Source organism: Leucobacter muris, assembly GCF_004028235.1.
Taxonomy (GTDB): Bacteria; Actinomycetota; Actinomycetes; order Actinomycetales; family Microbacteriaceae; genus Leucobacter; species Leucobacter muris.
Genome location: NZ_CP035037.1, coordinates 806,678 through 829,845 on the forward strand (window position 1 = coordinate 806,678; position 23,168 = coordinate 829,845).

General features: G+C 74.7%; 24 protein-coding genes, 1 tRNA gene and 1 pseudogene. 19 read left to right on the forward strand and 7 right to left on the reverse strand.

Annotated features, from left to right (window positions below; all coding sequences use genetic code 11):
- The first annotated feature begins 18 nt into the window (after nt 1-18).
- Both nrfD and Leucomu_RS03765 read left to right on the forward strand, forming a co-directional pair.
- Nucleotides 19-1,110 carry an NrfD/PsrC family molybdoenzyme membrane anchor subunit gene (gene nrfD / locus Leucomu_RS03760; RefSeq protein WP_017885385.1) on the forward strand — a complete coding sequence of 364 codons (1,092 nt, stop codon included), beginning with the start codon at nt 19-21 and terminating at the stop codon, nt 1,108-1,110.
- Nucleotides 1,111-1,130: 20 nt separating this feature from the next.
- Nucleotides 1,131-1,472 carry a TraR/DksA family transcriptional regulator gene (locus Leucomu_RS03765; protein ID WP_017885384.1) on the forward strand — a complete coding sequence of 114 codons (342 nt, stop codon included), beginning with the start codon at nt 1,131-1,133 and terminating at the stop codon, nt 1,470-1,472.
- Between the two features lie 30 nt (nt 1,473-1,502).
- On the opposite strand, the gene selD is transcribed toward Leucomu_RS03765, so the two are convergent.
- Complete coding sequence (selD, locus tag Leucomu_RS03770) at nt 1,503-2,495, reverse strand: selenide, water dikinase SelD (protein ID WP_017885383.1); 993 nt, start codon at nt 2,493-2,495, stop codon at nt 1,503-1,505.
- Between the two features lie 51 nt (nt 2,496-2,546).
- On the opposite strand from selD, the gene Leucomu_RS03775 reads away from it, so the two are divergent.
- The 10 genes and pseudogenes from Leucomu_RS03775 (at nt 2,547) to Leucomu_RS15685 (ending at nt 11,917) form a co-directional block, all read left to right on the forward strand.
- Nucleotides 2,547-2,641, forward strand: a tRNA-Sec gene (locus Leucomu_RS03775).
- Nucleotides 2,642-2,681: 40 nt separating this feature from the next.
- Nucleotides 2,682-4,073, forward strand: coding sequence for an L-seryl-tRNA(Sec) selenium transferase (gene selA, locus Leucomu_RS03780; protein ID WP_128386402.1), 1,392 nt, complete (start codon nt 2,682-2,684; stop codon nt 4,071-4,073).
- A 1-nt stretch (nt 4,074) separates the two neighbouring features.
- Nucleotides 4,075-5,916 carry a selenocysteine-specific translation elongation factor gene (gene selB / locus Leucomu_RS03785; RefSeq protein WP_128386403.1) on the forward strand — a complete coding sequence of 614 codons (1,842 nt, stop codon included), beginning with the start codon at nt 4,075-4,077 and terminating at the stop codon, nt 5,914-5,916.
- Between the two features lie 116 nt (nt 5,917-6,032).
- Entirely contained in the window at nt 6,033-6,440 is a 408-nt protein-coding gene (locus Leucomu_RS03790; RefSeq protein WP_128386404.1) for a TOBE domain-containing protein, read from the forward strand.
- Nucleotides 6,437-7,327: a molybdate ABC transporter substrate-binding protein gene (gene modA / locus Leucomu_RS03795; protein ID WP_128386405.1), complete on the forward strand. Its 891-nt coding sequence runs from the start codon at nt 6,437-6,439 to the stop codon at nt 7,325-7,327. The genes Leucomu_RS03790 and modA overlap by 4 nt, the downstream gene beginning before the upstream one ends.
- 66 nt (nt 7,328-7,393) lie before the next feature.
- Complete coding sequence (locus tag Leucomu_RS03800; protein ID WP_128386406.1) at nt 7,394-8,179, forward strand: ABC transporter permease; 786 nt, start codon at nt 7,394-7,396, stop codon at nt 8,177-8,179.
- Complete coding sequence (locus tag Leucomu_RS03805; protein ID WP_128386407.1) at nt 8,176-9,336, forward strand: sulfate/molybdate ABC transporter ATP-binding protein; 1,161 nt, start codon at nt 8,176-8,178, stop codon at nt 9,334-9,336. The genes Leucomu_RS03800 and Leucomu_RS03805 overlap by 4 nt, the downstream gene beginning before the upstream one ends.
- Before the next feature lie 161 nt (nt 9,337-9,497).
- Complete coding sequence (moaA, locus tag Leucomu_RS03810) at nt 9,498-10,547, forward strand: GTP 3',8-cyclase MoaA (protein WP_323368301.1); 1,050 nt, start codon at nt 9,498-9,500, stop codon at nt 10,545-10,547.
- 235 nt (nt 10,548-10,782) lie between these two features.
- Nucleotides 10,783-11,262 (forward strand): annotated as a pseudogene (locus Leucomu_RS15680) (aminotransferase class V-fold PLP-dependent enzyme); the annotation flags it as partial.
- Nucleotides 11,263-11,344: 82 nt separating this feature from the next.
- On the forward strand, nt 11,345-11,917 hold the full coding sequence (locus Leucomu_RS15685) for an aminotransferase class V-fold PLP-dependent enzyme (RefSeq protein ID WP_267128444.1): 573 nt from the start codon (nt 11,345-11,347) through the stop codon (nt 11,915-11,917).
- On the opposite strand, the gene Leucomu_RS03820 is transcribed toward Leucomu_RS15685, so the two are convergent.
- Together Leucomu_RS03820 and Leucomu_RS03825 are read right to left on the reverse strand one after the other, a co-directional pair.
- Complete coding sequence (locus Leucomu_RS03820) at nt 11,914-12,327, reverse strand: molybdenum cofactor biosynthesis protein MoaE (RefSeq protein ID WP_128386408.1); 414 nt, start codon at nt 12,325-12,327, stop codon at nt 11,914-11,916. The genes Leucomu_RS15685 and Leucomu_RS03820 overlap by 4 nt on opposite strands.
- A complete protein-coding gene (locus Leucomu_RS03825; RefSeq protein WP_228407254.1) occupies nt 12,320-13,486 on the reverse strand; it encodes a ThiF family adenylyltransferase in 1,167 nt (388 codons plus the stop codon). The genes Leucomu_RS03820 and Leucomu_RS03825 overlap by 8 nt, the downstream gene beginning before the upstream one ends.
- A gap of 52 nt (nt 13,487-13,538) precedes the next feature.
- On the opposite strand from Leucomu_RS03825, the gene Leucomu_RS03830 reads away from it, so the two are divergent.
- The 4 genes from Leucomu_RS03830 to Leucomu_RS03845 are packed head-to-tail and all read left to right on the forward strand — an operon-like array spanning nt 13,539 to nt 16,147.
- The gene (locus Leucomu_RS03830; RefSeq protein ID WP_017885372.1) at nt 13,539-13,787 is read left to right on the forward strand and encodes a MoaD/ThiS family protein; all 249 of its coding nucleotides are present in this window, start codon (nt 13,539-13,541) and stop codon (nt 13,785-13,787) included.
- A gap of 11 nt (nt 13,788-13,798) precedes the next feature.
- Entirely contained in the window at nt 13,799-15,154 is a 1,356-nt protein-coding gene (locus Leucomu_RS03835; RefSeq protein ID WP_164884504.1) for a molybdopterin molybdotransferase MoeA, read from the forward strand.
- Nucleotides 15,147-15,650 (forward strand): cyclic pyranopterin monophosphate synthase MoaC, encoded by a 504-nt coding sequence (moaC, locus tag Leucomu_RS03840; protein ID WP_017885370.1) that lies wholly within the window; start codon nt 15,147-15,149, stop codon nt 15,648-15,650. Before Leucomu_RS03835 ends, moaC begins: the two co-directional genes overlap by 8 nt.
- A complete protein-coding gene (locus tag Leucomu_RS03845; RefSeq protein WP_017885369.1) occupies nt 15,647-16,147 on the forward strand; it encodes a MogA/MoaB family molybdenum cofactor biosynthesis protein in 501 nt (166 codons plus the stop codon). The genes moaC and Leucomu_RS03845 overlap by 4 nt, the downstream gene beginning before the upstream one ends.
- Nucleotides 16,148-16,157: 10 nt before the next feature.
- Here Leucomu_RS03845 and Leucomu_RS03850 read toward each other — a convergent pair whose 3' ends face one another.
- Nucleotides 16,158-17,099 carry a DMT family transporter gene (locus Leucomu_RS03850; protein WP_017885368.1) on the reverse strand — a complete coding sequence of 314 codons (942 nt, stop codon included), beginning with the start codon at nt 17,097-17,099 and terminating at the stop codon, nt 16,158-16,160.
- Nucleotides 17,096-17,686, reverse strand: coding sequence for a TetR/AcrR family transcriptional regulator (locus Leucomu_RS03855; protein WP_017885367.1), 591 nt, complete (start codon nt 17,684-17,686; stop codon nt 17,096-17,098). The genes Leucomu_RS03850 and Leucomu_RS03855 overlap by 4 nt, the downstream gene beginning before the upstream one ends.
- A 176-nt stretch (nt 17,687-17,862) precedes the next feature.
- Here Leucomu_RS03855 and Leucomu_RS03860 point away from each other — a divergent pair, with 176 nt between their 5' ends.
- The 3 genes from Leucomu_RS03860 to Leucomu_RS15810 all read left to right on the forward strand — a co-directional run bounded on the left by Leucomu_RS03860 (nt 17,863) and on the right by Leucomu_RS15810 (nt 20,284).
- Nucleotides 17,863-19,386 (forward strand): SulP family inorganic anion transporter, encoded by a 1,524-nt coding sequence (locus Leucomu_RS03860; RefSeq protein WP_128386411.1) that lies wholly within the window; start codon nt 17,863-17,865, stop codon nt 19,384-19,386.
- A gap of 74 nt (nt 19,387-19,460) precedes the next feature.
- Entirely contained in the window at nt 19,461-20,165 is a 705-nt protein-coding gene (locus tag Leucomu_RS03865; protein ID WP_323368324.1) for a hypothetical protein, read from the forward strand.
- On the forward strand, nt 20,054-20,284 hold the full coding sequence (locus Leucomu_RS15810; RefSeq protein WP_323368318.1) for a GmrSD restriction endonuclease domain-containing protein: 231 nt from the start codon (nt 20,054-20,056) through the stop codon (nt 20,282-20,284). The genes Leucomu_RS03865 and Leucomu_RS15810 overlap by 112 nt, the downstream gene beginning before the upstream one ends.
- Nucleotides 20,285-20,462: 178 nt before the next feature.
- Here the strand turns inward: Leucomu_RS15810 and Leucomu_RS03870 are convergent, their stop codons facing one another.
- Nucleotides 20,463-21,455: a C-terminal binding protein gene (locus Leucomu_RS03870; protein ID WP_128386412.1), complete on the reverse strand. Its 993-nt coding sequence runs from the start codon at nt 21,453-21,455 to the stop codon at nt 20,463-20,465.
- Nucleotides 21,452-23,095 (reverse strand): thiamine pyrophosphate-dependent enzyme, encoded by a 1,644-nt coding sequence (locus Leucomu_RS03875; protein WP_128386413.1) that lies wholly within the window; start codon nt 23,093-23,095, stop codon nt 21,452-21,454. Before Leucomu_RS03875 ends, Leucomu_RS03870 begins: the two co-directional genes overlap by 4 nt.
- Nucleotides 23,096-23,168 lie beyond the last annotated feature (73 nt).

Consider the following 23,168-nt stretch of genomic DNA (forward strand, 5'->3'; position numbering starts at 1 on the left):
GTGGAAAGGTGATCGTTCGTGACCCTCTCGGAGTTCGACAGCTACCGGCCCCCCGAGAAGCCGCGCCGGTCCGGGGGCAGGCGCAAGCGCCGCGGTGGCAGGGGCGCCGGGGCGACCGACGGCTCGCGCGAGATGGCCATGGTGCCCGAGGTCGAGTTCGCCACCTACTACGACCGGCCCATCGTGAAGCCGCCGCCGTGGGAGGCGCCGATCGGCATCTACCTGTTTCTCGGCGGCGTCGCGGGCGGGTCGTCGCTGCTGGCCGCGGGCGCGCAGTTCAGCGGCAACGCGAAGCTGCGCCGCAACAGCCGTCTCGCGGCGATCGCCGCGGCCGGCGCGGGCGCCGTGTCGCTCATCGTCGACCTGGGCAGGCCCGAGCGATTCCTCAACATGTTCCGCACGCTCAAGGTGACCTCGCCGATGAGCGTCGGCTCGTGGATCCTCGGCGCGTTCAGCGCCGGAGCCGGCGTCGCGGCCGCCGCCGAGTTCGACCGCATGACGAAGCGCCGGCTGCCGCTCGGGCCGCTGCGCCGACTGCTCGATCTGGCCGAGCAGCCGGCGGGAGTGGTCTCCGCGGTGTTCGCGGCGCCGCTCGCCGCCTACACCGGCGTGCTGCTCTCGAACACGGCGAACCCCACGTGGAACGCGGCGAAGGAGGATCTCTCGTTCGTCTTCGTGAGTTCGGCGAGCCTCGCCGCCGGTGGCCTCGGCATGGTGACGACGCCCGTGGCCGATGCGAAGCCGGCGAGGGTGCTGGCGGTGGCCGGGTCGGCGGCCGAGCTCGCCGCGTCGGAGCTCATGGAGCGGCGCATGGATCCGGTGGCCGCCGAGCCGCTGCACCGCGGGAGCGCGGGTGCGATGCACCGGTGGAGCAAGCGTCTCGCCGCGGTCGGCGGGGTCGGCGCGGTCTTCGCGGGGCGCAGCCGCACGGTCGCGGTCGTCTCGGGGGTCGCGCTGCTCGCGGCCTCGGCGCTCACCCGCTTCGCGGTGCTCGAGGCCGGCCTCCACTCCACGAAGGATCCCCGATACGTCATCGAACCGCAGAAGCGCCGGCTCGAGGCGCGCCGCCGCGCGGGGATCGTCGACGACTCGATCACCACGGCCGAGTAGCGGGGACGAGGGGGGAAGCGGTGACGCGAGACGAAGCGGTGCGAGCGGGGCTCGTCGAGCTGCGCGCGCAGACCGATGCCCGCGCGGCCCGGCTCGAGGCCGAGCTCGACGCGCTGACCCGCGCTCGCCGCAGCGAGTCGGATGACGACGAGCACGATCCGGAGGGGGTGACGCTCTCCTCGCAGTGGTCGATGCTCGCCGGCCTGCTCGCCTCGGCGCGCGAGGACGCCCGGGCGGCCGACGCCGCCGTGCGGCGCTTCGAGGCGGGCGAGTACGGGATCTGCCCGGCATGCGGGCGGCCGATCCCCGAGGGGCAGCTCGAGGCGCGGCCGTTCCGCGAGCGCTGCGTGGCGTGCTCCTAGGGGCGGCGGGCCCGCTCGGCCGCGGCTCCGTCACCGGATGGTGATGCCGGCTCCCGCGACGGTCTCGCCGATCACCGGGTAACCCGGCACCTCGCCCACGACCAGCAGCCCGCCCGAGGTCTGTGCGTCGGCGAGCAGCACCAGCTCCTCCTCGGAGAGGGGGCGCTCGATGTCGAGGTGGGGCCGCACCCAGTCGAGGTTGCGGCGCGATCCACCGGGGATGAACCCCTCGTCGAGCGATTCCCGAGCCGCCTCGATGAGCGGCACCGCGCCCGAGTCGAGCACGGCGCCGACGCCCGAGGCGCGGCACATCTTGTAGAGGTGCCCCAGCAGGCCGAAGCCGGTCACGTCGGTGGCGGCGCGAGCACCCGCGGCGACGGCGGCGATCGAGGCGTCTCGGTTGAGCTGCACCATCTGCGCGATCGCGTGCTCGAACACCTCGCCGGTGCGCTTGTGCCGGTTGTTCAGCACGCCGACGCCGATGGGCTTGGTGAGGGTGAGCGGCAGGCCGGGCTCGGCCGCGTCGTTGCGCATGAGCCGCGCGGGATCGACCACACCGGTGACCGCCATGCCGTACTTGGGCTCGGGGTCGTCGATCGAGTGGCCGCCGGTGACGGGGCAGCCGGCCTCGGCGGCGACGTCGAGCCCGCCCCGCAGCACCTCGGTGAGCAGTTCCATGGGCAGCACCTCGCGCGGCCAGCCCACGAGGTTGATCGCCGTGATGGGGGTGCCGCCCATCGCGTAGATGTCCGAGAGCGCGTTGGCGGCGGCGATGCGGCCCCAGTCGTAGGCGTCGTCGACCACGGGGGTGAAGAAGTCGGCGGTCGAGAGCACCGCGAGGTCGTCGCGCACGAGCACCGCCGCCGCGTCGTCGCCGTCGTCGAGCCCCACGAGCACCTGGGGCGCGGTCTGGCCGACGAGCCCCCGCACGGCGTCTTCCAGCTCGCCCGGCGGGATCTTGCAGGCGCAGCCGCCGCCGTGCGCGTAGGAGGTGAGTCGTGCGGGATCCAGCTCGGTAGCCATGCCCCGAGACTACCCCGCGCATCGCTTTCGCGGGAGTGTAGGCTCGTCGGTGGAGGCGTCAGGGTTCCTGGTGGGCCCCCGGTCTTCAAAACCGGTGAGTCCGAGCATCTCGGGCTGGCGGGTTCGATTCCCGTCCGCCCCCGCCAATATGCCGACCGGGGAATATCGAGCGGGCGAGGGGGCGCGATGAGCGACGAGGATCATCGCAGGCGCATTCCCCGCACCGACCGGCTGCTGGCGCACCCCGCGGTGCGCGAGGCGCGGGAGCGGATCGGCGACGCCGCGATCCGCCGCATCGTCGAGGAGCGGCAGCGGGCGGCCCGCGAGGGCCGGGTGCCGATCGAGGAGGTCGAGCAGGCGGTCGTCGACGCGCTGCGCGCCGAGCGGCCCGCGTCACTCGTGCCCGTGCTCAACGCGACCGGCGTGATCGTGCACACGAACCTCGGCCGCGCGCCCCTGTCGGAGGGCGCCAGGCAGGCGATCGGGGCCGCCGCCGGCTACGTCGACGTCGAGATGGATCTCGTGAGCGGCAGGCGCAGCGCCCGGGGCGCGGGCGCGCGCGAGGCGCTGCTGCAGGCCTGTCCCGAGGCCGAGGACGCGTTGATCGTGAACAACGGCGCGGCAGCGCTGCTGCTCGCCGTCACCGCGGTCTGCGCCCGGGCGTCGGAACGGGATCGCGCGATCCCGAGCGAGATGATCGTGAGCCGGGGCGAGCTCGTGGAGATCGGCGCCGGGTTCCGGCTGCCCGACCTGCTGGTCACCACGGGTGCCCGGCTGCGCGAGGTCGGCACCACCAATCGCACGCACCTCTCCGACTACGAAGCCGCGATCGGCGCCGCGACCGGCTGCCTGCTGAAGATCCACCCGAGCAACTTCCGCGTGCAGGGGTTCACCTCCGGAGTCGACGTGGCGGCGCTGCGCCGACTCGCCGACGCATACGGGCTGCCGCTCGTCGTCGACCTCGGCAGCGGCCTGCTGCGACCCGACGCGCTGCTGCCCGACGAGCCCGACCTCGCGGGCGCCCTGCGCGCCGGAGCCGACGTGGTGATCGCGAGCGGCGACAAACTGCTCGGCGGCCCGCAGGCGGGGCTGCTGGTGGGGCGGGCCGAGACGATCCGGCGCCTCGCGAAGCATCCCCTCGCGCGCGCCGTGCGCAGCGACAAGCTCACCCTCGCGGCGATCGAGGCGACCCTGCGCGGCCCCGAGACGCCTGTGCAGGCGGCGCTGCACGCCGACCCCGCCCGTCTGCGCGAGCGCACCGAGGGGCTCGCCGCCCGCCTGGCCGCAGCGGTGCAGGGGCCCTGCGAGGTCGTGCCCCACGAGGGGCGCGTGGGCGGCGGGGGAGCGCCCGGGGTGCCGCTGCCGGGGTGGGCGATCGAGCTGCCCGAGGCGATGGCGCCCCGCCTGCGGGCCGGTGCCGTCGCCGTGGTCGCCCGCGTGCACCGGGGGCGCTGCCTGGTCGATCTGCGCTGCATTCCCGAGTCGGACGACGAACTGCTGCTGGAGTGCCTGATCGAGGCGCTGGGCGACGCGGGCGCCGCCCCGCGCTCCGCGCCGCGGGGGCTCGGGTCCCGCTGACATGTACGTCGTCGCCACCGCCGGCCACGTCGATCACGGCAAGTCGACCCTCGTGCGCGCCCTCACCGGGATGGAGCCGGACCGGCTCGCCGAGGAGCGGCGGCGCGGCCTGACGATCGACCTCGGCTTCGCGTGGACGCGGCTGCCCTCCGGCCGCGAGGTCGCCTTCGTCGACGTGCCCGGCCACGAGCGGTTCCTCGCGAACATGCTCGCGGGTGTCGGCCCCGCCCCCGTGGTGTGCTTCGTGGTCGCGGCGGACAAGGGCTGGCAGGCGCAGTCGTCGGATCATCGCGACGCGGTGGCGGCGCTCGGCATCGAGCACGGCCTCGTGGTGATCACGCGCGCGGATCGCGCGCCGGACCGGGTCGCCGAGACGATCGAGCAGACCCGGATCGCGCTGGCGGGCACCCCGCTCGAGCGCGCACCGGTGGTGGTCTCGGCGCTGCCCGCCGGCTTCGACGAGTCGGGTGGCGCGGCGCCGAGCACCGGTCTCGGCGAGGTCGTGGAGCGGCTCGACGACGTGCTCGCGGCCGTGCCCGAGCCCGATGCCGAGGCCCGTGTGCGGCTCTGGGTCGACCGCTCCTTCACCATCAGGGGGGCGGGCACCGTGGTGACGGGCAGCCTGACGGCGGGCACGCTGCACCAGGAGGACCGCCTGCAGCTGATCGGCGACGGGGGAGCGCACCCGACGGCCGTGCGGGGGCTGCACAGCCGGAACGAGGCGGCGACCGCGGTGACGCCCCACGCGCGGGTCGCCGTGAACCTGCGCGACGTCGCCGCCGACGCCGCGCACCGCGGAGACGCCCTCGTCACGCCGGACGCGTGGCCGATCGTCGACGCGGTCGACGTGCGGCGCACCACGGGGGCCGGCTTCGCCGATGCGCCGCAGCAGCTCGTGGCGCACATCGGCACCGCGGCGGTGCCCGTTCGCCTGCGGCCGTTCGGCGACGATCACGCGAGGCTCGCTCTGCAGCGGCCGCTGCCGCTGCAGCTCGGAGACCGACTCGTGCTGCGCAGCCCCGGCAGCCGCTTCGTGTTCGCGGGGGCGCTGGTGCTCGACGCGGATCCGCCCGCGCTCACGCGGCGGGGCGACGGCGCCCGCCGGGCCGCCGTGCTCGCCGCGCGCCCCGACACGGGGGACGCCCTCGCCGAGGTGGAGCGACGCGGCGCGATGCCGGTCGAGCAGCTGCGCCGACTCGGTCTGACGGGGCTCGAGGCGGTGCCGGAGGGGCTCTCGGCGGTCGGTCGCGCGGGCGCCTGGTGGGTGCATCCGCCCACGCTCGACCGCTGGGCGAGCCTGCTGCGCGAGGCGGTGGCCGAGAAGCTGCGCGCGGATCCGCTGACGCCCGGCCTCGCGGAGGGCGCCGCCGCCGACGCGCTGCTGCGCGCCGATCCGCCGCTGCCGCACGCTTCGCTGCTGCCGCTCGCGGTGCGCCGGGCGGGGCTCGAATCGCGGTCGGGGGTGCTCAGACCGCCCGGCACGGGCGTGGACCTCGGTGCGGCGGAGGCCGGGGTGGCGCAGCTCGAGCGACGGCTGCGCGAGCACCCGTTCGCGGCGCCCGAGGCCGACGACCTCTCGCGGCTGCGGCTCGGCGCACGCGAGCTGGCCACGGCGGAGCGCGCCGGTCGGCTGCTGCGGCTGCGCGACGGGATCGTGCTGCTGCCCACCGCCCCCGCCGAGGCGATGCGCCGGCTCGCGTCGCTCGAGCAGCCCTTCACCACGAGCGGGGCGAGGCGCGCGCTCGATACCACGCGTCGGGTCGCGATCCCGCTGCTCGAGCACCTCGATGCGCGAGGGTGGACGCGGCGTATCGACGGGGTGAACCGGATCGTGGTGCGGTAGCGGCGGCGCGAGAGGCAGCCTCGTGTACGGTTCTGCGGGCGATTTCCGCCCGCTGCCGCGTGCGCGAACCGGGCTCGGAATCCGCGCCTGCGGAAGTGCGGATGTAGGATCGGGGCATGTCGCACTATCGGATCCGGGAGGCAGCGCGTCTGATCGGCGTCAGCGATGACACGATCCGCCGCTGGGTGACGCAGGGGCTGCTCGAGGCGAGCGTCGACGAGGCCGGAGTGCAGGTGATCGAGGGCGCCTCGCTCGCAGGGCGGGCGAAGCAGCTCGCACCGGTCACCGGCGACGACGGCCCGGTGCTGCGCAGCGCCCGAAACAGTTTCACCGGCATCGTGACGCGGGTCGACGCCGACGGCGTGGTCGCCGTCGTCGAGGCGCAGTGCGGGCCGCACCGCCTCGTGTCGATCATGACTCGGGAGGCCGTCGACGAGCTCGGCCTCGAGGTCGGTTCGCGCGCCACGGCGATCGTGAAGGCCACCAACGTGATCATCGAGACCCCTCGGAAGGATGCGGCATGAATCCCAAGACGCTCAGAGACGCGACCCGCATCGGCGCGCTCGCACTCGCCGCGGGCCTCGCCGCCGCGCTCGCGGGCTGCGGCTCGGGCCAGCCGTCGGGGCCCGCGAGCACTCCCGACCCGGCGCCCGCATCGCAGATCGGCGGCGACCTCACCGTCTACGCCGCAGCCTCGCTCGAGCCCGCCTTCGAACAGATCGGCGACTGGTTCGTCGACGAGCACCCCGACGTGTCGATCGAGTTCTCGTACGACGGCTCCTCGGTGCTCGCCACGCAGATCCTGAGCGGCGCCCCGGTCGACGTGTTCGCGTCGGCCGACGCGCCGAACATGGAGAAGATCACCTCAGAGGCGCGGAACGACGGCGAGCCCACGGCCTTCGCCGCGAGCGAGCTCGCGATCGCCGTGGCGCCGGGCAACCCGCTGGGCATCGAGACGCTCGCCGACCTGGCCCGAGCGGGCGCCGGCGCCCCGGTCACCGTGATCTGCGCGGCGGAGGTGCCCTGCGGCAATGCGTCGCGCGCGCTGCTCGAGCGCGACGGGGTCGAGCTCGCGCCGGCGAGCGAGGAGCAGAACGTGACGGCGGTGCTCACCAAGGTGCGCGAGGGCGAGGCCGACGCCGGGCTCGTCTACCTCTCCGACATCCTGCGCGCGGGCGATTTTCAGGATGAATCGCGCAGCGATTCATCAAATCGACCGCTGACGTCACCACGTCAGGGCGAAGTCGACGGCATCGAGATCCAGGACGCCTCGGACGCCGCCGGCGACTACCTGGCGGTGCCGATCGAGGGATCCGACGCCCCCGAAGCGGCTGCCGCCTTCTCCGAGTTCCTGCTCACCGACCGCGTGCAGCAGCTCCTCGCAGACCTGGGCTTCGGCCCCGCGCGCTGAGCCGTGACCGATCGGGCTGCGCGGCGCCCGGCCCCGCGCTCCGCGGCGGACCGGGACGCGCGGCGTGTGCGGCTGCCCGCGGGGGTGCTGGTGCCGGCCGCGATCGGCGCGGCCACCCTGCTGCTTCCCCTCGCTGCGCTGCTGCTGCGCGTGGACTGGCGGGCGGTGCCCGAGACACTCTCGGCCCCGGGCACCCTCAGCGCGCTGGGGCTGTCGCTCGGCACCGCGACGATGGCGACGATGCTCTGCTTCGCGCTCGGGGTGCCGCTCGCGCTCGTCATCGCCCGCACCGAGGGCGCCGTCGCCGCCGCGCTGCGCGCCTGCGTCACGCTGCCGCTCGTGCTGCCGCCGCTCGTCGGCGGCCTCGCGCTGCTGAGCCTGCTGGGGCGCGGGGGCCTGCTCGGCGACTGGCTCTTCGGGCTCGGGATCCGCATCCCGTTCACCACGGCCGCCGTGGTCATCGCGCAGACCTTCGTCGCACTGCCGTTCCTGGTGATCGCGGTGGAGGGCGCGCTGCGGGGTCAGGGGAGCGCGTACGAGCGGGTGGCCGAGAGCCTCGGCGCCCGGCCCTGGACCGTGCTCAGGCGGGTGACGCTGCCCCTGCTCGCGCCCAGCCTCACCGCCGGCGGCATCCTCTGCTTCACGAGAGCCCTCGGCGAGTTCGGGGCGACCGCGCTCTTCGCGGGCAACGCGCCCGGCACCACCCGCACGATGCCCCTCGCGATCTACACCGCGTTCAACGGCGCCGGGGTCACGCAGGATGCGGCGCTCACCCTCTCCCTGCTGCTCGTGCTCGTCGCGATCGTGACGCTCGTCTGCATGCGCTCCCGAGGCTCGGGAGCCGCGCTGTGAGCGGCGGCTCGGGCCGCGGGATCGCGGGTGCACTGCGATGCCGGATCGAGGTGGCGCGCGGCGACTTCCGCCTCGACGCCCGGTTCGAGGTCTCCCCGGGCGAGATCGTCGCGGTGATCGGCCCGAACGGTGCGGGCAAGTCGACGCTGCTCGGGGCGGTCGCGGGCACCCTGCCGCTGAGCGCCGGCCGCGTCGAGCTGGGCGGGCGAACGCTGAGCCGCCGGGAGCCGGGATCGCCGACGACGCTCCTGCCGAGATCCGCGAGGCGCGTGGGCCACCTCGATCAGCGGGCCCGGCTCTTCCCGCACCTCGACGCCGCCGCCAACATCGCCTTCGGGCCGCGCTCTCAGCGGGTGCCGCGCACGCGAGCCGTGCGCGTCGCGCACGACTGGCTCGAGCGGGTGGGCCTTGCAGGCCGAGGCTCCGCCCGCGAGGACGAACTCTCGGGCGGGCAGCAGCAGCGCGTGGCGATCGCGCGCACGCTCGCCGCCGATCCGGGGGCGCTGCTGCTCGACGAGCCCTTCGCGGCGCTCGACGTCTCGAGCGCCCAGGATCTGCGCCGTCTCGTCGCCGACGAGATCCGCAGGCTCGGGGTGCCCGCGCTGCTCGTCACCCACGACCCGGTGGATCTCATCGCGCTCGCCGACCGCGTGCTGGTGCTCGAGGGCGGGCGGATCGCGCAGAGCGGCGCGGTCGCGGAGGTGCTCTCGGCCCCGGCGACCGGCTTCGCGGCCGAGTTCGCGGGCAGGGTGCTGGTGGCCGGGGTCGCCTCGACGGGCGGTTCGCTGCGACTCGAGGGAGCACCCGTCGACCGGATCCGCGGATCCGGGCCCCTGCCGCGACCGGGCCTCACCGCGGTCGCGAGCTTCGACCCGACCGCGGTGCGGGTGAGCTCGCACGGGCGGCGGGCCGGTGAGGCACCGATGCCCGGCGACCGCGGCGACTCGGATGGGTCGAGCACCGTCTGGGCCGGCACCGTCTCGGCGCTCTCCGCGAGCCGCACGGGCGTGCGCCTCGCGTTCGCGGAGTGGCCCGAGTTCGTCGCCGAGGTGCCGGTGAGCCGCGCGCTCGATCCCGAGATCGCCCCCGGTTCCCGGGTGCGCCTCGAACTGCGGGCGGCCGACGTGACCTTCGCGGTGCCGCTCCCGCCCGGTTGAGGCGGCGGGCCCGCCGCTCGATCCTCGGCGTCGCGCCCGCCGCCGCTCGTCCGCGCTCGGCCCGCTCGCTCCTTCTCCCGCCTCGGCGCACGGGCGCCGGTGCTAGGGTGAGGATCGGAGTGAGGACTGCGATGCGACCGGAAGAGCGGGGATCGGGCGGCGTGGGAGCGCGCCGGCTTCCCTCGATCGGGCTCTCGGACGCCCGGGGCAGGCCCCTGCGCGATCTGCGCATCTCGGTGACCGACCGCTGCAACTTCCGCTGTGTCTACTGCATGCCGAAGGAGATCTTCGGCCGCGACTACCAGTTCCTCGACCGTTCCGAGATCCTCAGCTTCGAGGAGATCGAGCGGGTGGCCAGGATCGGCGCCTCCCTCGGCGTCGTCAAACTGCGCCTCACGGGCGGCGAACCGCTGCTGCGGCGCGGCATCGAGGATCTCGTCGCCGCGCTCGCCGCGATCCGCACCCCCGACGGGCAGCCCCTCGACCTGGCGCTCACCACCAACGGGTCGGCGCTGCCCGTGAAGGCGGAGGCGCTGCGGGCCGCGGGCCTGCGGCGCGTCACCGTCTCGCTCGACTCGCTCGACGACGAGCGGTTCCGCGCCGTGAACGACGTGCGCTTCCCCGTGCAGCGGGTGCTCGAGGGCATCGCCGCAGCCGACGCGGCGGGGCTCGCTCCGGTGAAGATCAACACCGTGCTCAAACGGGGGGTGAACGACGACGAGATCCTGCCGCTCGCCGAGCGGTTCCGCGGCACCGGTCATCCGCTGCGCTTCATCGAGTACATGGACGTGGGAGCCTCGAACGGCTGGCGCCTCGACGACGTGGTGCCCTCGGCCGAGGTGGTGCGCCGCATCGACGAGGCGCACCCGCTCGAGCCGGTCTCCCCCGCCGCTGCGGGGGAGACTGCGAAGCGGTGGAGGTATCGCGACGGCGCCGGAGAGATCGGGGTGATCTCGAGTGTGACCGGCGCCTTCTGCGGCGACTGCTCGCGCGCCCGCATCTCGGCCGAGGGTCAGCTCTTCACGTGCCTGTTCGCCTCCAGCGGCTTCGACCTGCGCGCGGTGCTGCGCTCCGGCGCGTCCGACGACGACGTGGCGCGAGCGCTCGGGGGCGTGTGGTCGCGGCGCGCCGACCGCTACTCCGAACTGCGCGGCCGCGCCGCGCCCGCCGCCGCTCCCGCGCGCATCGAGATGTCGTACATCGGCGGCTGAACGGGACTGCCGGCCGTCCGTCGGGCGCGGGAGCCGGACCTCGCTCACCAGCAGTTTCTCCTCAGGACTCGCCGGTGGTTCTCCGCTGCCCTGCGGATAGGGAGACCGCCGATGAATACGCCTCAGACCGCTGCGTTGCGAGTTCGCTTCGCCCCGCTACACTGCGGGTATGTCGCAGCAGGTCTATCTCGATCACAACGGCACCACCCCGATCGCGGCGCGGGCGGTCGACGCGATGCTCCCGTACCTCACCGAGCGCTTCGGCAATCCCTCGAGCTCCAACCCGCAGGGCCTCGCTGCGCGCGGCGCCGTCGACACGGCCCGCGAGCAGCTCGCCGCGCTGATCGACGCGCACCCCGACGAGATCACCTTCACGTCGGGCGGCACCGAGGCGAACAACCTCGCGATCAGGGGCGCGGCGCAGCTCGCCGAGCAGCGTGCGGCGCTGACCTCGGTGGTCGAGCACCCGGCCACGGCGCAGCCGATCGCCGTGCTGGAGCGCGAGGGATGGGCGGTGCACCGGCTCTCCGTCGACGCCGACGGCCGGGTCGATCCGCGCGCCGTGCCCGGGGCGCCGCTCGGGCTCGGCACCCTGATCCTCGCGCAGAACGAGGTCGGCACGATCCAACCCGTGGCCGAGGTCGCCGAACGGGTGCGCGCGGCGGGCGGCGTCGTGCACGCCGACGCCGCGCAGGCCGTGGGCAAGATACCGGTCTCGGTCGACGCGCTCGGAGTCGACCTGCTGAGCATCGCCGGCCACAAGCTCTACGCGCCAAAGGGGTGTCGGCGCCCTCTACGTGCGGCGCGGCACGAAGATCGCGCCCGTGCTGGTCGGCGCGGGGCAGGAGCGAGGACTCCGCCCGGGCACCGAGAACGTGGCAGGGATCGTGGCTCTCGGCGCGGCGGCCGAGCTCGCGGGAGAGCTGCTCGCCGACGAGTCGGCGCGCCAACTCCGCCTGCGCGAGCTGCTGTGGGACCGGCTCGTCGCGGGGCTGCCGCAGCTGGTGCGGATCAGCCCCGTCGACGGCTGCCTGCCGAACACGCTCATGGTCGCCATGCCGGGCCGCGTCGGCGGCGAGGTGCTGGAGCGCGCGTCGGGGGTCGGCGCCTCCACGGGCAGCGCGTGCCACTCGGGGGTGCACACCCCGGCGCAAACCCTCCTCGAGATGGGGCTCGACCCCGATCTCGCGCTCGGCGCGCTGCGCCTCTCGCTGGGCCGCGCGACCACCGAGAGCGACGTCGACGCCGTCGCGGCGACCCTGATCGCGGCCGCGGAGGGGCGACTGACCGCGCCTCGGAGGCGTCGGGGGACCGGCCCGCGAGATCGCCGGTCGGCCGGCAACTTCCCCGTCGGGCGAGACAGACCCTAGAGGCCGACCCAGTCGGAGACGCCGTCGGCGTAGTGCTGACGCTTCCAGATGGGCACCTCGCGCTTGATGCGCTCGACGAGCCGCTCGATCGCTTCGAACGATTCCCGCCGGTGGGGCGAGGCCGCGGCGGCGACGAGGGCCGCGTCGCCGATGCCGAGCGCGCCCACGCGGTGCACGGCGGCGAGCCGCACACCCGAACCGTGCTGCTCCTCGGCGAGGATCGCCGCGAGAATGCGCGGGGCGTCGGGATGGGAGCTGTAGTCGAGCGAGCGCACTCGCTCGCCGGCGTCGTGATCCCGCACCACGCCGTGGAAGACGACCACCGCGCCGCACTCGGCCGCCTCGACGGCCGCGCGCACCGCCGCCTCGTCGATGGGTCGGTCGGTGATGCCGGCGAGCGGGTCAGACATCGCCGCCCTCCAGCAGTTGGGGTGCGACCGCCGCGAGCGCGACCACCCCGCCGCGCAGGTAGCGGGCCTCGACGCCCCGGCTCGCGAGTACCCGGGCGGCGCGGATCGAGCGCGGATCCCGCTCGCAGTAGACCGTGACGGGCTCCTCCGCCGGATGCCACGGGAGCGCCGCCTCCGAGCCCTCGAGCGCGTCCAGAGGCAGCCCGGCCGACCCCGCGATGCGGCGCGCGGCGTGCTCGCCGGGCGTGCGCACGTCGACCAGCCGCGGCGGGGAGCCCCCGCTCAGCTCCGCGGCGAGGGCCTCGGCCGAGACCGAGGCGGGCAGCGGCTCCGACCCGGCGCAGAAGAGCTCGTAGTCGACGAGCGCCGAGACGGGGGCGGCCTGCGGATCCCGCCCGTAGGGCAGTTCGCGGAACCGGGACGCGAGCGCGTCGTAGAGCAGCACCCGCCCGATGAGCGGCTCCCCCAGCCCGGTGATGAGCTTCAACGCCTCCGTCGCGAGCAGGGAGCCGATCGTGCCGCAGAGGCCGGGGAGCACGCCGCCGGTGCCGCAGCTCAGCACCTCCTCGGGTGGCGGGGGAGCGGGGAAGAGGTCGCGGTAGCCGGGCCCGTGGCGGTGCCAGGCCACACCGACCTGCCCGTGGTACTGCAGGATCGCCCCCCAGACCAGCGGCCGGCCCGTGAGCTCGGCGGCGTCGTTCGCGAGATACCGGGTGGCGAAGTTGTCGCTGCCGTCGATGATCAGGTCGTAGCGCTCGAACAGCTCGATCGCGTTCGAGGAGTCGAGTCGGATGCGGTGCTGCTCGACCCGCACGCCGGGGTCGAGTCTGCCGACCGCGTCGGCGAGGGACTCGGTCTTCGGGCGGCCGAGGTCGGCGGTGCCGTGCGCGATCTGCCGGTGCAGGTTCGAGAGCTCGACCTCGTCGTCGTCGACGACCCCGATGACGCCCACCCCCGCCCCGGCGAGGTAGGGCACGCTCGCGCTGCCGAGACCGCCCGCCCCGATGACCAGCACGCGGGCGGCGTGCAGACGGGCCTGAGCGGGCGCGCCGAAGCCGGGCAGCGGGAGCTGGCGCTGTGCGCGGCGCAGCCGCTCCTCGGGGAGCGGACCGCCCGGTTCGACGAGCGGAGCCGGGCGGTCGTGGTCGGCGGGGGTCATGGGGCCATTGTAGATCTGGGGGGCGGGGCGGGCGCGGGCTACGATGGAGAGCATGACGGGCATCACGGTTCGGTACTTCGCCGCGGCGGCCGAGGCCGCGGGCGCCGACCAGGAGGAATGGCAGCCGATCGGCGCGGCGACGATCGACGCGCTTCGAGCCGAGCTCGAGCAGCGCCACGGCGCGCCGATGCGGCGGGTGCTGCGCAGCGGCTCCTTCCTCGTCGACGGCACGGTGCGGCGCGACGGCGGCGAGATCGGCGGATCCGTGGTCGACGTGCTGCCGCCGTTCGCCGGCGGATGACGGGCGGCACGATGACCGAATCGCAGCCGGGGCACGGCTCCGACGGGATGGGGGTCGAGGGCGCGGCTGCGCGCACCGCCGACGAGCACGCGGCCGCCTGTCGCATCGTGCTGCGGCAGGCGCTGCAGCGCGCGGGCGCCCGAGCGCCCGAGACGGTCGCGCTCGACGATCCCGAGCTGCTCGGGCGGATGACGGGGGGAGCGCTCGTCTCGGACATGCCCCTGCCGCCGTTCGACAACTCGCAGATGGACGGGTACGCGGTGTGCGCCGTCGACCTCGCCGGAGCCGCCCCGGGCGCGCCGGTCGAGCTGCAGATCGGGATCGCGACCGCCGCGGGCGACGCCCCCGTCGCGCATGCCCCGGGGACCGCCTCTCCGGTGATGACCGGGGCGCCGATCCCGGCCGGCGCCGACGCGGTCGTGCCCGTCGAGCGCGCGCTGCCGCCGCAGTTCCCGCCGCTCGCACGGGCCGGCCGGGGGGCGCCGCAGGGGGCGGTGGCGTTCGCGGCGCCGGTGGCGACGGGGGAGTTCGTGCGCCGCGCCGGCTCCGATCTCGGCGCGGGCGCCGAGATCCTGCCCGCCGGCGTGCGGCTCGCCCCCGCCCGCATCGGCGCGCTCGCGGCCGCCGGGATCGCCGAGGTGCCGGTCGCGCCCCGCCCGAGGGTGCTGCTCTGCTCGACCGGTGACGAGATCACACCGCAGGCAGGGCCCGGAGGCCTCGCCCCCGGCCGGATCCACGACGCGAACACGCCCATGCTCGCCGCCGCGCTGCGATCCGCCGCCGCCGAGGTGCGGGTGGTGCGCTGCGACGACAGCCCCGGCGCGCTGCGGGCCGCACTGCGAGCGCACGAGCGGTGGGCCGATCTGCTCGTGACGTCGGGCGGCATCAGCGCGGGCGCGTTCGAAGTGGTGCGCGAAGCCCTCGCACCGCTCGGGGCCCGGTTCGTGAAGGTCGCCATGCAGCCGGGAGGGCCGCAGGGGCTCGGGATGCTCGCCCTCGACGCCTCGGGCGGGGCCGATGCGGCTTCCGCCGGCCCGCGGCTGCCCGCGCTCTGCTTCCCCGGCAACCCGGTGAGCGCGATGCTCTCGGCCGAGCTCTTCCTGCTGCCCACGCTGCGGGAGCACGCCGGGCTCCCGGCGGAGCGCCCGCGCGAACAGCGCCCGCTCGCCCACGACGCGGAGTCGCCGGAGGGCAAGCTGCAGCTGCGCCGCGGCACGATCGCGCCCGATGGCAGGGTCGTGCTCAGCGGCCCCAGCTCCCACCTGCTGCGGGGCCTCGCCACCGCCGAGGTGATCGCGGAGATCCCGCTCGGAATCGGCTTCCTCGCCGAGAACGCCCCCGTCGTCGTCTGGAGGATCCATGACTGAAGCCCGCCCCGCTCCCGACCCCGCCGACCCGCGGCTCACCCACCTGCGCGAGGACGGCAGCGCCCACATGGTCGACGTGAGCGACAAGGCCGTCACCAAGCGCACCGCGCGCGCCGAGGCGGTGCTCGTGACCCTCCCCGGGGTCGTGCAGCAGCTCATGGAGGGGCGGTTGCCGAAGGGCGAGGCGCTCGGCACCGCCCGCGTGGCCGGCATCATGGCGGCGAAGCGCACGTGGGAGTTGATCCCGCTCTGCCACCCGCTGCCCATCAGCCGCGTCTCCGTCGACTTCGAGGCCGAGGGAGACCGGGTGCGCGTGCTGGCCGAGGTGAGCACGCGCGGCGTCACGGGCGTCGAGATGGAGGCGCTGACGGCGGCGAGCGTGGCCGCCCTCACCCTGTACGACATGATCAAGGCGGTGCACAAGCGCGCCGAGATCACCGGCACCCGGGTGCTCGCCAAATCCGGCGGCAAGAGCGGCGACTGGGAGGCCTCGTGAGCGTGCGGCCGCCGGGCCGTGCCGTCGTGGTGGTCGCGTCGACGAGCTCTGCGGCCGGTCGCTCGGTCGACCGCACCGGCCCGGTGATCGCCGAGTGGTTGCGGTCGCGCGGCTTCGAGACCGAGGCGCCGGCCGTCGTGCCCGACGGCCGGCCCGTCGCGACGGCCGTGCGAGACGCCGTCGCCGCCGGGTGCGCGGTCGTCATCGTCACCGGCGGCACCGGGGTCTCGCGCACGGACCGCACGCCCGAGGCGGTCGACCCGCTGCTCGATACGCGGGTGCCCGGGCTGATCGAGGAAATCCGCCGACGGGGCCTCGCCTCCTCGCCGCTGGCGCTCATCACGCGCGGCGTGGCCGGGTTCGCGGGCGGCACCTTCGTCATCACGCTGCCGGGTTCGCCCGGCGGCGTGGCGGACGGGCTCGACGTGCTCGGGGGAGTGCTCGAGCACCTGCTGAGCCAGCGCACGGGCCCCGAGTCACGGCACCCGCAGCGCTGAGCGGCACGGGTCAGCGGCGCGGCTGCGGCGCGATCACCTCGTTCGCGGGCGCGAGGGCGAGCAGGATCAGCACGGCGCCGATGACCGCGAGGCCGATCCAGCCGAGCGCGGTGAGTCGCTCGCCCACGATCGCGACCGCCAGGATCGCGGCGACGGCCGGCTCGGTCAGCGTCACCGTCGTCGCCGTGCTCGGCGGCACTCGGGCGAGGCCGTAGCCGAACAGCAGATAGCCGAGGAACATCGGCACGAGCGCCATGTAGGCCGCCACGAGCGCGGCCTGGGGAGAGGCGAGCAGCGGCGCCCCGGTGAACGCCAGCACGGGCAGCAGCAGCGCCCCGCCGCACCCGAACACGGCCCCCATCGAGGCGGCCCTGCTCACACCGCTCGCGATGAGGCGGTGCGCGACCCATGAGTAGGCGGCGTAGGCCGCCCCCGCGATGAGGCCCAGCAGCACGCCCGTGACGGTCGATGAGGCGGTCGACGCCGGCTGCCCGAGCTTCGACAGGCACAGCAGCGCCGCGCCCGAGATCCCGAGCGCGGCGGCGAGCGCCCACCAGCCGCTCAGGGGCCGGCGCTCCACCACCCGTTCGAGCAGGCCCGAGGCGAGGGGCGCCGAGGCGAGCGACACGACCGACCCGATCGCCACCCCCGCGAGGTGCATCGAGCTGTAGAAGGCCAGCGGGTAGACGGCGACCGCGATCGCCCCCGTGGCCACGAGCCCGCGCCGGTCGCGGAGTCGGCCGCGTGCGGCGCGCAGCGCGGGGACCGCGACGGCCGCCTGCAGCAGGCCGCCGACGCCGAGCGCGGCCGCGCCGATGGCGAGCGGTCCGGCCTGGGGCGCGAAGGTCGCGGCCGTACCCGTGGTGCCCCAGAGCAGCGAGGTCGCGGTGATCGCGGCGATGCCAGCGAGTCTGCGCCCGCGGGCGGTGCTCCGGGCGCCGGCGGGGGTCACCGGGCGCCCAACAGCGATGTCGCGATGCCGCGGGCGCGCAGCAGTCGCTCCGGGCCGCCCTCGAGTCCTGCCCGGCTCATCGCCCCCTCGAGCAGGAACGAGAGGTGCTCCGCGGTGCCGGCCGGGTCGGGCGCGCCGGCGGCGTGCAGATGCTGGGCGAGGATCGACTCGACCTCCTCCTTGTGGCGCCGCACCTCGTCGCGGGCGGGGTTGCCGACGGGCAGCTCGGCGGCGGCGTTCAGCAGTCCGCAGCCGCGGAAGCCGCGATGGTACGCGGCTCGGGCGTGGTCGAGGTAGGCGTCGAAGACGGCGAGCACCCGCTCGCCCGGCGTCCGCGCGTGCGCGAGGCGCGCGCGGTAGAGGCCGAGCCACTCGTCGTGCCTCGCGCCGAGGTAGGCCCGGGTCAGATCCTGCTTCGACGAGAAGTTGTTGTAGAGGCTCTGCTTCGCGACGCCCGCCTCGGCGGTGATCGTGTCGATGCCGGTCGCGGTGATGCCGTCGGCGTAGAAGAGTCGCGCGGCGGCCTCGAGCAGGCGGGCGCGTGCCGGCCGGCGCGGGCCGACGGGGGGTTCGGGTGCGGAGCTCATGCGGTCCTCTCGAGACTAACTAGGTAGATCAGTCTACTCGTCGACCGGCTGATCCTCCCGCGCTCCGGCGAGGTCGCTAGGCTGCTAGGGCGTGTCTCGCAACCGCAAGGACTTGCGAGACCCGCCCTTGTCGCCGGCCCGCGCCGCCCGCACCCGATCCGCCCGAAGGAATCGAATTGACCGCACCCCAGACGGACGCCGCCGAGCGCGCCCGATACCGTCCCGACCCCTCGGTGCTCACGGCGCTGCGCAGCCCTCGACTGCTCACGCGGGAGGTGCTCGCCGGGATCGTCGTCGCGCTCGCCCTGATCCCCGAAGCCATCGCGTTCTCGGTGATCGCGGGCGTGGATCCGCGCATGGGGCTGCTCTCCTCGTTCATCATGGCGACGAGCATCGCCTTCCTCGGCGGCCGGCCCGCGATGATCACGGCCGCCACCGGCGCCGTGGCGCTCGTCGTTGCGCCCGTGGTGCGCGAGCACGGGCCCGAATACCTCATCGCGACGGTGCTGCTCGCAGGGCTGATCCAGATCCTGCTCGCCGTGCTCGGCGTGGCGAAGCTCATGCGGTTCATCCCGCGCAGCGTGATGGTCGGCTTCGTGAACTCGCTCGCGATCCTCGTGTTCATCGCGCAGCTGCCCCAGCTGATCGGCGTGCCCTGGGCTGTGTACCCCCTGGTGGCGGGCGGCATCCTGATCCTGCTGCTCATGCCCCGGATCACGCAGGCCGTGCCGGCGCCGCTCGTCTCCGTGATCATCGTGACGATCGTGGTGGTGGTCTGCGCCATCAACGTGCCCACGGTCGGCGACCAGGGCGAGCTGCCCCGCAGCCTGCCCGAGCTGGTGATCCCGAGCGTTCCGATCGAGTGGGGCACGCTCGCCGCCATCGCGCCCTACGCCTTCGCGATGGCGCTCGTCGGCCTCATGGAATCGCTCATGACCGCGAAGCTCGTCGACGAGATCACCGACACCCACTCCGACAAGACGCGCGAGGGCTGGGCGCAGGGCGTCGCCAACCTGCTCTCCGGCCTCTTCGGCGGCATGGGCGGCTGCGCGGTGATCGGTCAGACGATGATCAACGTGAAAGCGTCGGGCGCGCGCACCCGCATCTCGACCTTTCTCGCCGGCGTCTTTCTGCTGATCCTCGTGGTCGTGCTCGGCGATCTCGTCGCGATGATCCCGATGGCCGCTCTCGTCGCCGTGATGATCATGGTCTCCATCGAGGCCTTCGACTGGCACAGCGTGGCGCCCTCGACCCTGCGGCGCATGCCGAAGAGCGAGACCTTCGTGATGCTGTCCACCGTCGCGCTCGTGGTGGCCACCCACAACCTCGCGATCGGCGTGATCGGGGGCGTGCTCGTCGCGTCGGTGCTGTTCGTGCGGCGGGTCGCGCACTTCGCGCGGGTCGACCGCGAGGTGACGGGGGAGGGCGACGCCGAGGTGGCCGGCTACCGCGTCTCGGGCGAGCTGTTCTTCGCGTCGAGCAACGACCTCACCACGCAGTTCGAGTACCGGCGCGATCCCGAGCGCGTGGTGATCGACATGTCGGGCGCCCACGTCTGGGACGCCTCGACGGTGGCCGCGCTCGACGCGGTCGTGACGAAGTACGAGCGACTGGGCAAGCGGGTCGAGCTGGTCGGCATGAACGCGCGCACGAGCGACTTCCACGCGCGCCTCACGGGCACTCTCGGGGGCGAGGGCTGAGCGGCGCGGGTCGCCGCGCAGGCGGGGCGGGATCCCGGAGGGGCGGGCGATCGCTCGCGCTGGCGGCGCTGGCGGTGTGCGCGCTCGCCCTCGCGGGCGCGCTCGCGATGCAGGGCGTGGACGCCCCCGAGGGGAGCGGCGCGGCTCCGGGCACGGGCTCGTCGCGGCAGGCCGACGAGGGGGCGAGCGGCGATCCTGCCGCGGGCGAGGCGGCGGTTGATCCGCCCGCGGGCGATCCCGGGCCGTCGGCCGCGGATCCCGGATCGGCCGGTGCGCCCGTTCCCGCGCCCGCGCCCGCCGCGGAGCGCACCGCCGCCGAGACGCTCGACGCGCTCCCCGTCAAGGGGCGCGCGCCGAAGACCGGCTACGACCGCAGGACGGGATTCGGGAGCGGGTGGCAGGATCCCGACCGCAACGGCTGCGACGCCCGCAACGACACGCTGCAGCGCGACCTCGCCGATGCCCGACTCGACGGCCCGTGCACAGTGCTGTCGGGGGTGCTGCTCGACCCGTACACCGGGGCGCGCATCGACTTCGTGCGCGGCGAGCGCACCTCCCAGGCCGTGCAGATCGACCACGTCGTCGCGCTCTCCGACGCCTGGCAGAAGGCGCGCAGGCGCTCACGCGAGAGCAGCGGGTCGTGTTCGCCAACGATCCGCTCAACCTGCTGGCGGTCGACGGCGCGGCGAACTCGAGCAAGGGCGACGGCGATGCGGCGACCTGGCTGCCGCCCGAGCGGGGCATCCGCTGCGAATACGTCGCCCGGCAGATCTCGGTGAAAGCCTCGTACGGGCTGTGGGTGACGGCTGCCGAGAGCGATGCGATGCGGCGCGTGCTGACGAGCTGCCCGGGTCAGCCGGCGTACGAGTCGCCGCTCGCCGGAGCCGAGACGGGCTGAGCTGCGACTGGCTGAGCTGCGACGGGCTGGGCCGCGGCGGGCTGATCCGTCGCGGGCTGAGCCAGCGCGGCTCCGGGAGCGCCCGAGGAGACCGGCACCCCCGGCGGCGACGGTCGGCGGCGACCATGGCCGCCGGCCGTCGCCAGACGCTCCGTCGAGGAGCGAGGCGGGACGCAGCCTAGGCCGGGCGGTTGACCGGCGAGTCGGGCGCACCCGCCTCGAGCAGCGAGACGGCGTTCTGCGCCTGGATTCTCACGTACTCGATCTCGGTGCGCGCCGAGAAGTAGGCGATGTGCGGGGTGAGCACCACGTCGTCGCGGCCGAGCAGCGGATGACCCGGCTCGGGCGGCTCCTGATCGAGCACGTCGAGCGCCGCCCCCGAGAGCCGCCCCGAGTCGAGCGCCGCGGCGACCGCGTCGGGATCGATGAGCCCGCCCCGCGACACGTTCACGAGCACGGATCCTCGCGGCATCGCCGCGAGGAAGTCGGCGTCGACCATGCGCTCCGTCTGCGGGGTGAGCGGCAGGTGGAGGGAGAGCACGTCCGACGATGCGCGCACCTCCTCGAGGCCCGCGCGCCGCACTCCGAGCGCGTCGAACTCTGCGCGCACCTCTGGGGTGTCCGGCAGCATCGGGTCGTAGCCGACGACCGAGCCGAAGAGGGGCGCCGCGAGCCGCACGAGCTCGCGTCCGATCTTGCCGAGGCCGATGACGCCGAGCGTGGTCTCGCTGAGGCGGGGAGGCGCGGCGGGGGCCCGGTCGTTCCAGTCGGCCGGGTTCGCGGAGGCCGTGTAGAACGGGAGCTGGCGCACGCTGCTGAGCAGGATCGCGAGGGCGTGGGTCGCGACCTCCTTGGTCGCGGCGCCGGGCACGTTCGTCACCCACACGCCTCGCTCGCTCGCGGCCTCGACATCGACGTAGTCGAATCCCATCGACATGAGCGACACGATCCTGAGCGACGGCAGCGCCTCGACGATCTCGCGGGTGACGGCGGCGTAGCCCGGCAGCAGCGCGACCGCGCCCTGCGTGCCCGCGATGATCTCGGCGGGATCGCGGGTGCCGAGCACCCGCACCTCGAAGCCGTGCTCTTCGAGCAGGCGGATGCCGGCCGAGGGGTCGGTGTCGTCGACGTCGGTGTAGACGGCGATCGGCCGCCCGCCGTCGGCGCTCACGAGGCGGCCTCCTCGGAGAGATCGAACGCGGCCTGATCGATGTGGATCAGCTGCAGGCCGCCCTCGCGAACGGCCGCCTCGACGGCCTGCGCCAGCTCTCGCGGGCCGCCGGCGCGGCGGCCGCGGCCGCCGAACGCGTCGGCGACGGCGACCCAGTCGGGCTGGGCGAGGTCGACGCCCACCGGCGCGATGCCCGCGTCGGCCTCGTTCTGCTTGATCTCGGCGTAGCCGCCGTTGTCGACCACGATCACGGTGACGTCTTCGCCCTGCTCGACCACGGTGATGAACTCGTTCATCGAGAACATCAGCGCGCCGTCGCCGGTCACCACGAACGCCGGGCGGTGCGGGGCCGCGATGCGCGAGCCGAGGGCGGCGGGCAGGCCGTAGCCGAGCGTGGCGTAGGTGGCCATGTAGGGCGTCGAGTTCGGCTGCGACACCCGCAGGGCGTTGAGCAGCCCCCAGTAGGCGATCTGCGACGAGTCGGTCGCCACGATCGCGTGCTGCGGCAGGGCCGCGGCGATGCGTTCGGCGAGCGCGGCGTTGGGCGCCGACAGCTCGCTCGACTCGGCCCGGGCGGCCTCGAGGCTCTCGCGCACCCGGTCGGCGGCCCGGTCGCCGCGACCGGCGTCGGCCTCGGTCTCGGGCAGCGCCTCGAGGATCGCGGTGAGCGCGGTCGCGGCGTCGCCCACGATCCCCAGGTCGGCGCGCTGGTTCTTGTCGATCTGCGATTCGAGCAGATCGACGCGGATCACGGTGCCCCCGGCCTCGAGTCGGGGCACCCACAGCTCGGCCTCGCCGAGCTTCGAACCGACGACGAGCAGCACGTCGGCCTCCTGCGCGATCCGCCTCCCCGCGGCGAGCCGCAGGTTCGAGCCGGCCGCGAGCGGGTGGTGCTCGTCGAGCACGCCCTTCGCGTTGAGGGTCGTGACCACGGGGGCGGCGATCCGCTCGGCGAGAGCGCGCAGCTGCGCAGCTGCCCCGCGCGATCCGCCGCCCGCGAGGATCGCCGGGCGCTCGGCCCGGGCGAGCAGTGCGGCGGCCGAGGCGACGTCCCCGGCGGCGGGCCGGGCCGGGTCTGGGAGCGGCCGCGGCGCCGTCGCCGTCGCCGGCAGCTCGGTCTCGCGCTCGAGCACGTCGAGGGGGATCTCGAGGTAGACGGGGCGCGGCCTCGTCGTGGCGAACAGCTCGAACGCGTCGTGGACGGCCGCGACGGCCTGCTCGGCGGAGGTCACGCGCCGGCCCCACTCGACGATCGCCGAGGCGGCGCCGAGCTGGTCCTTGGTCTCGTGCAGGGTGCCGACATCGGCGAACTCGGCGCCGAGAGCCGGGCCGGGTGAGACGATGATCATGGGGCGCGACTCGCAGTAGGCGGTGCCCGCCGCCGAGAGCGCGTTGAGCAGGCCCGGCCCGCTCGTCGTGATCACGACGCCCGGCAGACCCGTCTGCAGCGACCAGCCGTCGGAACCGTAGCCCGCGCCCTGCTCGTGGCGGGTCGTGACGGGGCGGATCCCGAGCGCGCCGAGGGGTCGGTAGAGCTCGAGGTTGTGGGTGCCGGGGATGCCGAAGACGGTGTCGACGCCGTAGCCGCGGAGGGTTTCCATGACGACCCAGCCGGTCGTGCGCTTGGGTGTGGTTTCCATGCTGCTCCTCGAGTTCGTGGTGTGCGCCGAGAGGCGGATTCTGCCGCGGGATCGTCAGATGCTGCGGCGAAAT

Bases quoted from the DNA above. Each gene is read 5' to 3' on its own strand.
- modA (WP_128386405.1), top strand. From the start codon at position 6,437: ATGAATCCCAAGACGCTCAGAGACGCGACCCGCATCGGCGCGCTCGCA.
- Leucomu_RS03820 (WP_128386408.1), bottom strand. From the start codon at position 12,327: ATGTCTGACCCGCTCGCCGGCATCACCGACCGACCCATCGACGAGGCG.
- selA (WP_128386402.1), top strand. From the start codon at position 2,682: ATGAGCGACGAGGATCATCGCAGGCGCATTCCCCGCACCGACCGGCTG.
- selD (WP_017885383.1), bottom strand. From the start codon at position 2,495: ATGGCTACCGAGCTGGATCCCGCACGACTCACCTCCTACGCGCACGGC.
- selB (WP_128386403.1), top strand. From the start codon at position 4,075: ATGTACGTCGTCGCCACCGCCGGCCACGTCGATCACGGCAAGTCGACC.
- Leucomu_RS03835 (WP_164884504.1), top strand. From the start codon at position 13,799: ATGACCGAATCGCAGCCGGGGCACGGCTCCGACGGGATGGGGGTCGAG.
- Leucomu_RS03790 (WP_128386404.1), top strand. From the start codon at position 6,033: ATGTCGCACTATCGGATCCGGGAGGCAGCGCGTCTGATCGGCGTCAGC.
- Leucomu_RS03875 (WP_128386413.1), bottom strand. From the start codon at position 23,095: ATGGAAACCACACCCAAGCGCACGACCGGCTGGGTCGTCATGGAAACC.
- Leucomu_RS03825 (WP_228407254.1), bottom strand. From the start codon at position 13,486: ATGACCCCCGCCGACCACGACCGCCCGGCTCCGCTCGTCGAACCGGGC.
- moaC (WP_017885370.1), top strand. From the start codon at position 15,147: ATGACTGAAGCCCGCCCCGCTCCCGACCCCGCCGACCCGCGGCTCACC.
- Leucomu_RS03830 (WP_017885372.1), top strand. From the start codon at position 13,539: ATGACGGGCATCACGGTTCGGTACTTCGCCGCGGCGGCCGAGGCCGCG.
- Leucomu_RS03855 (WP_017885367.1), bottom strand. From the start codon at position 17,686: ATGAGCTCCGCACCCGAACCCCCCGTCGGCCCGCGCCGGCCGGCACGC.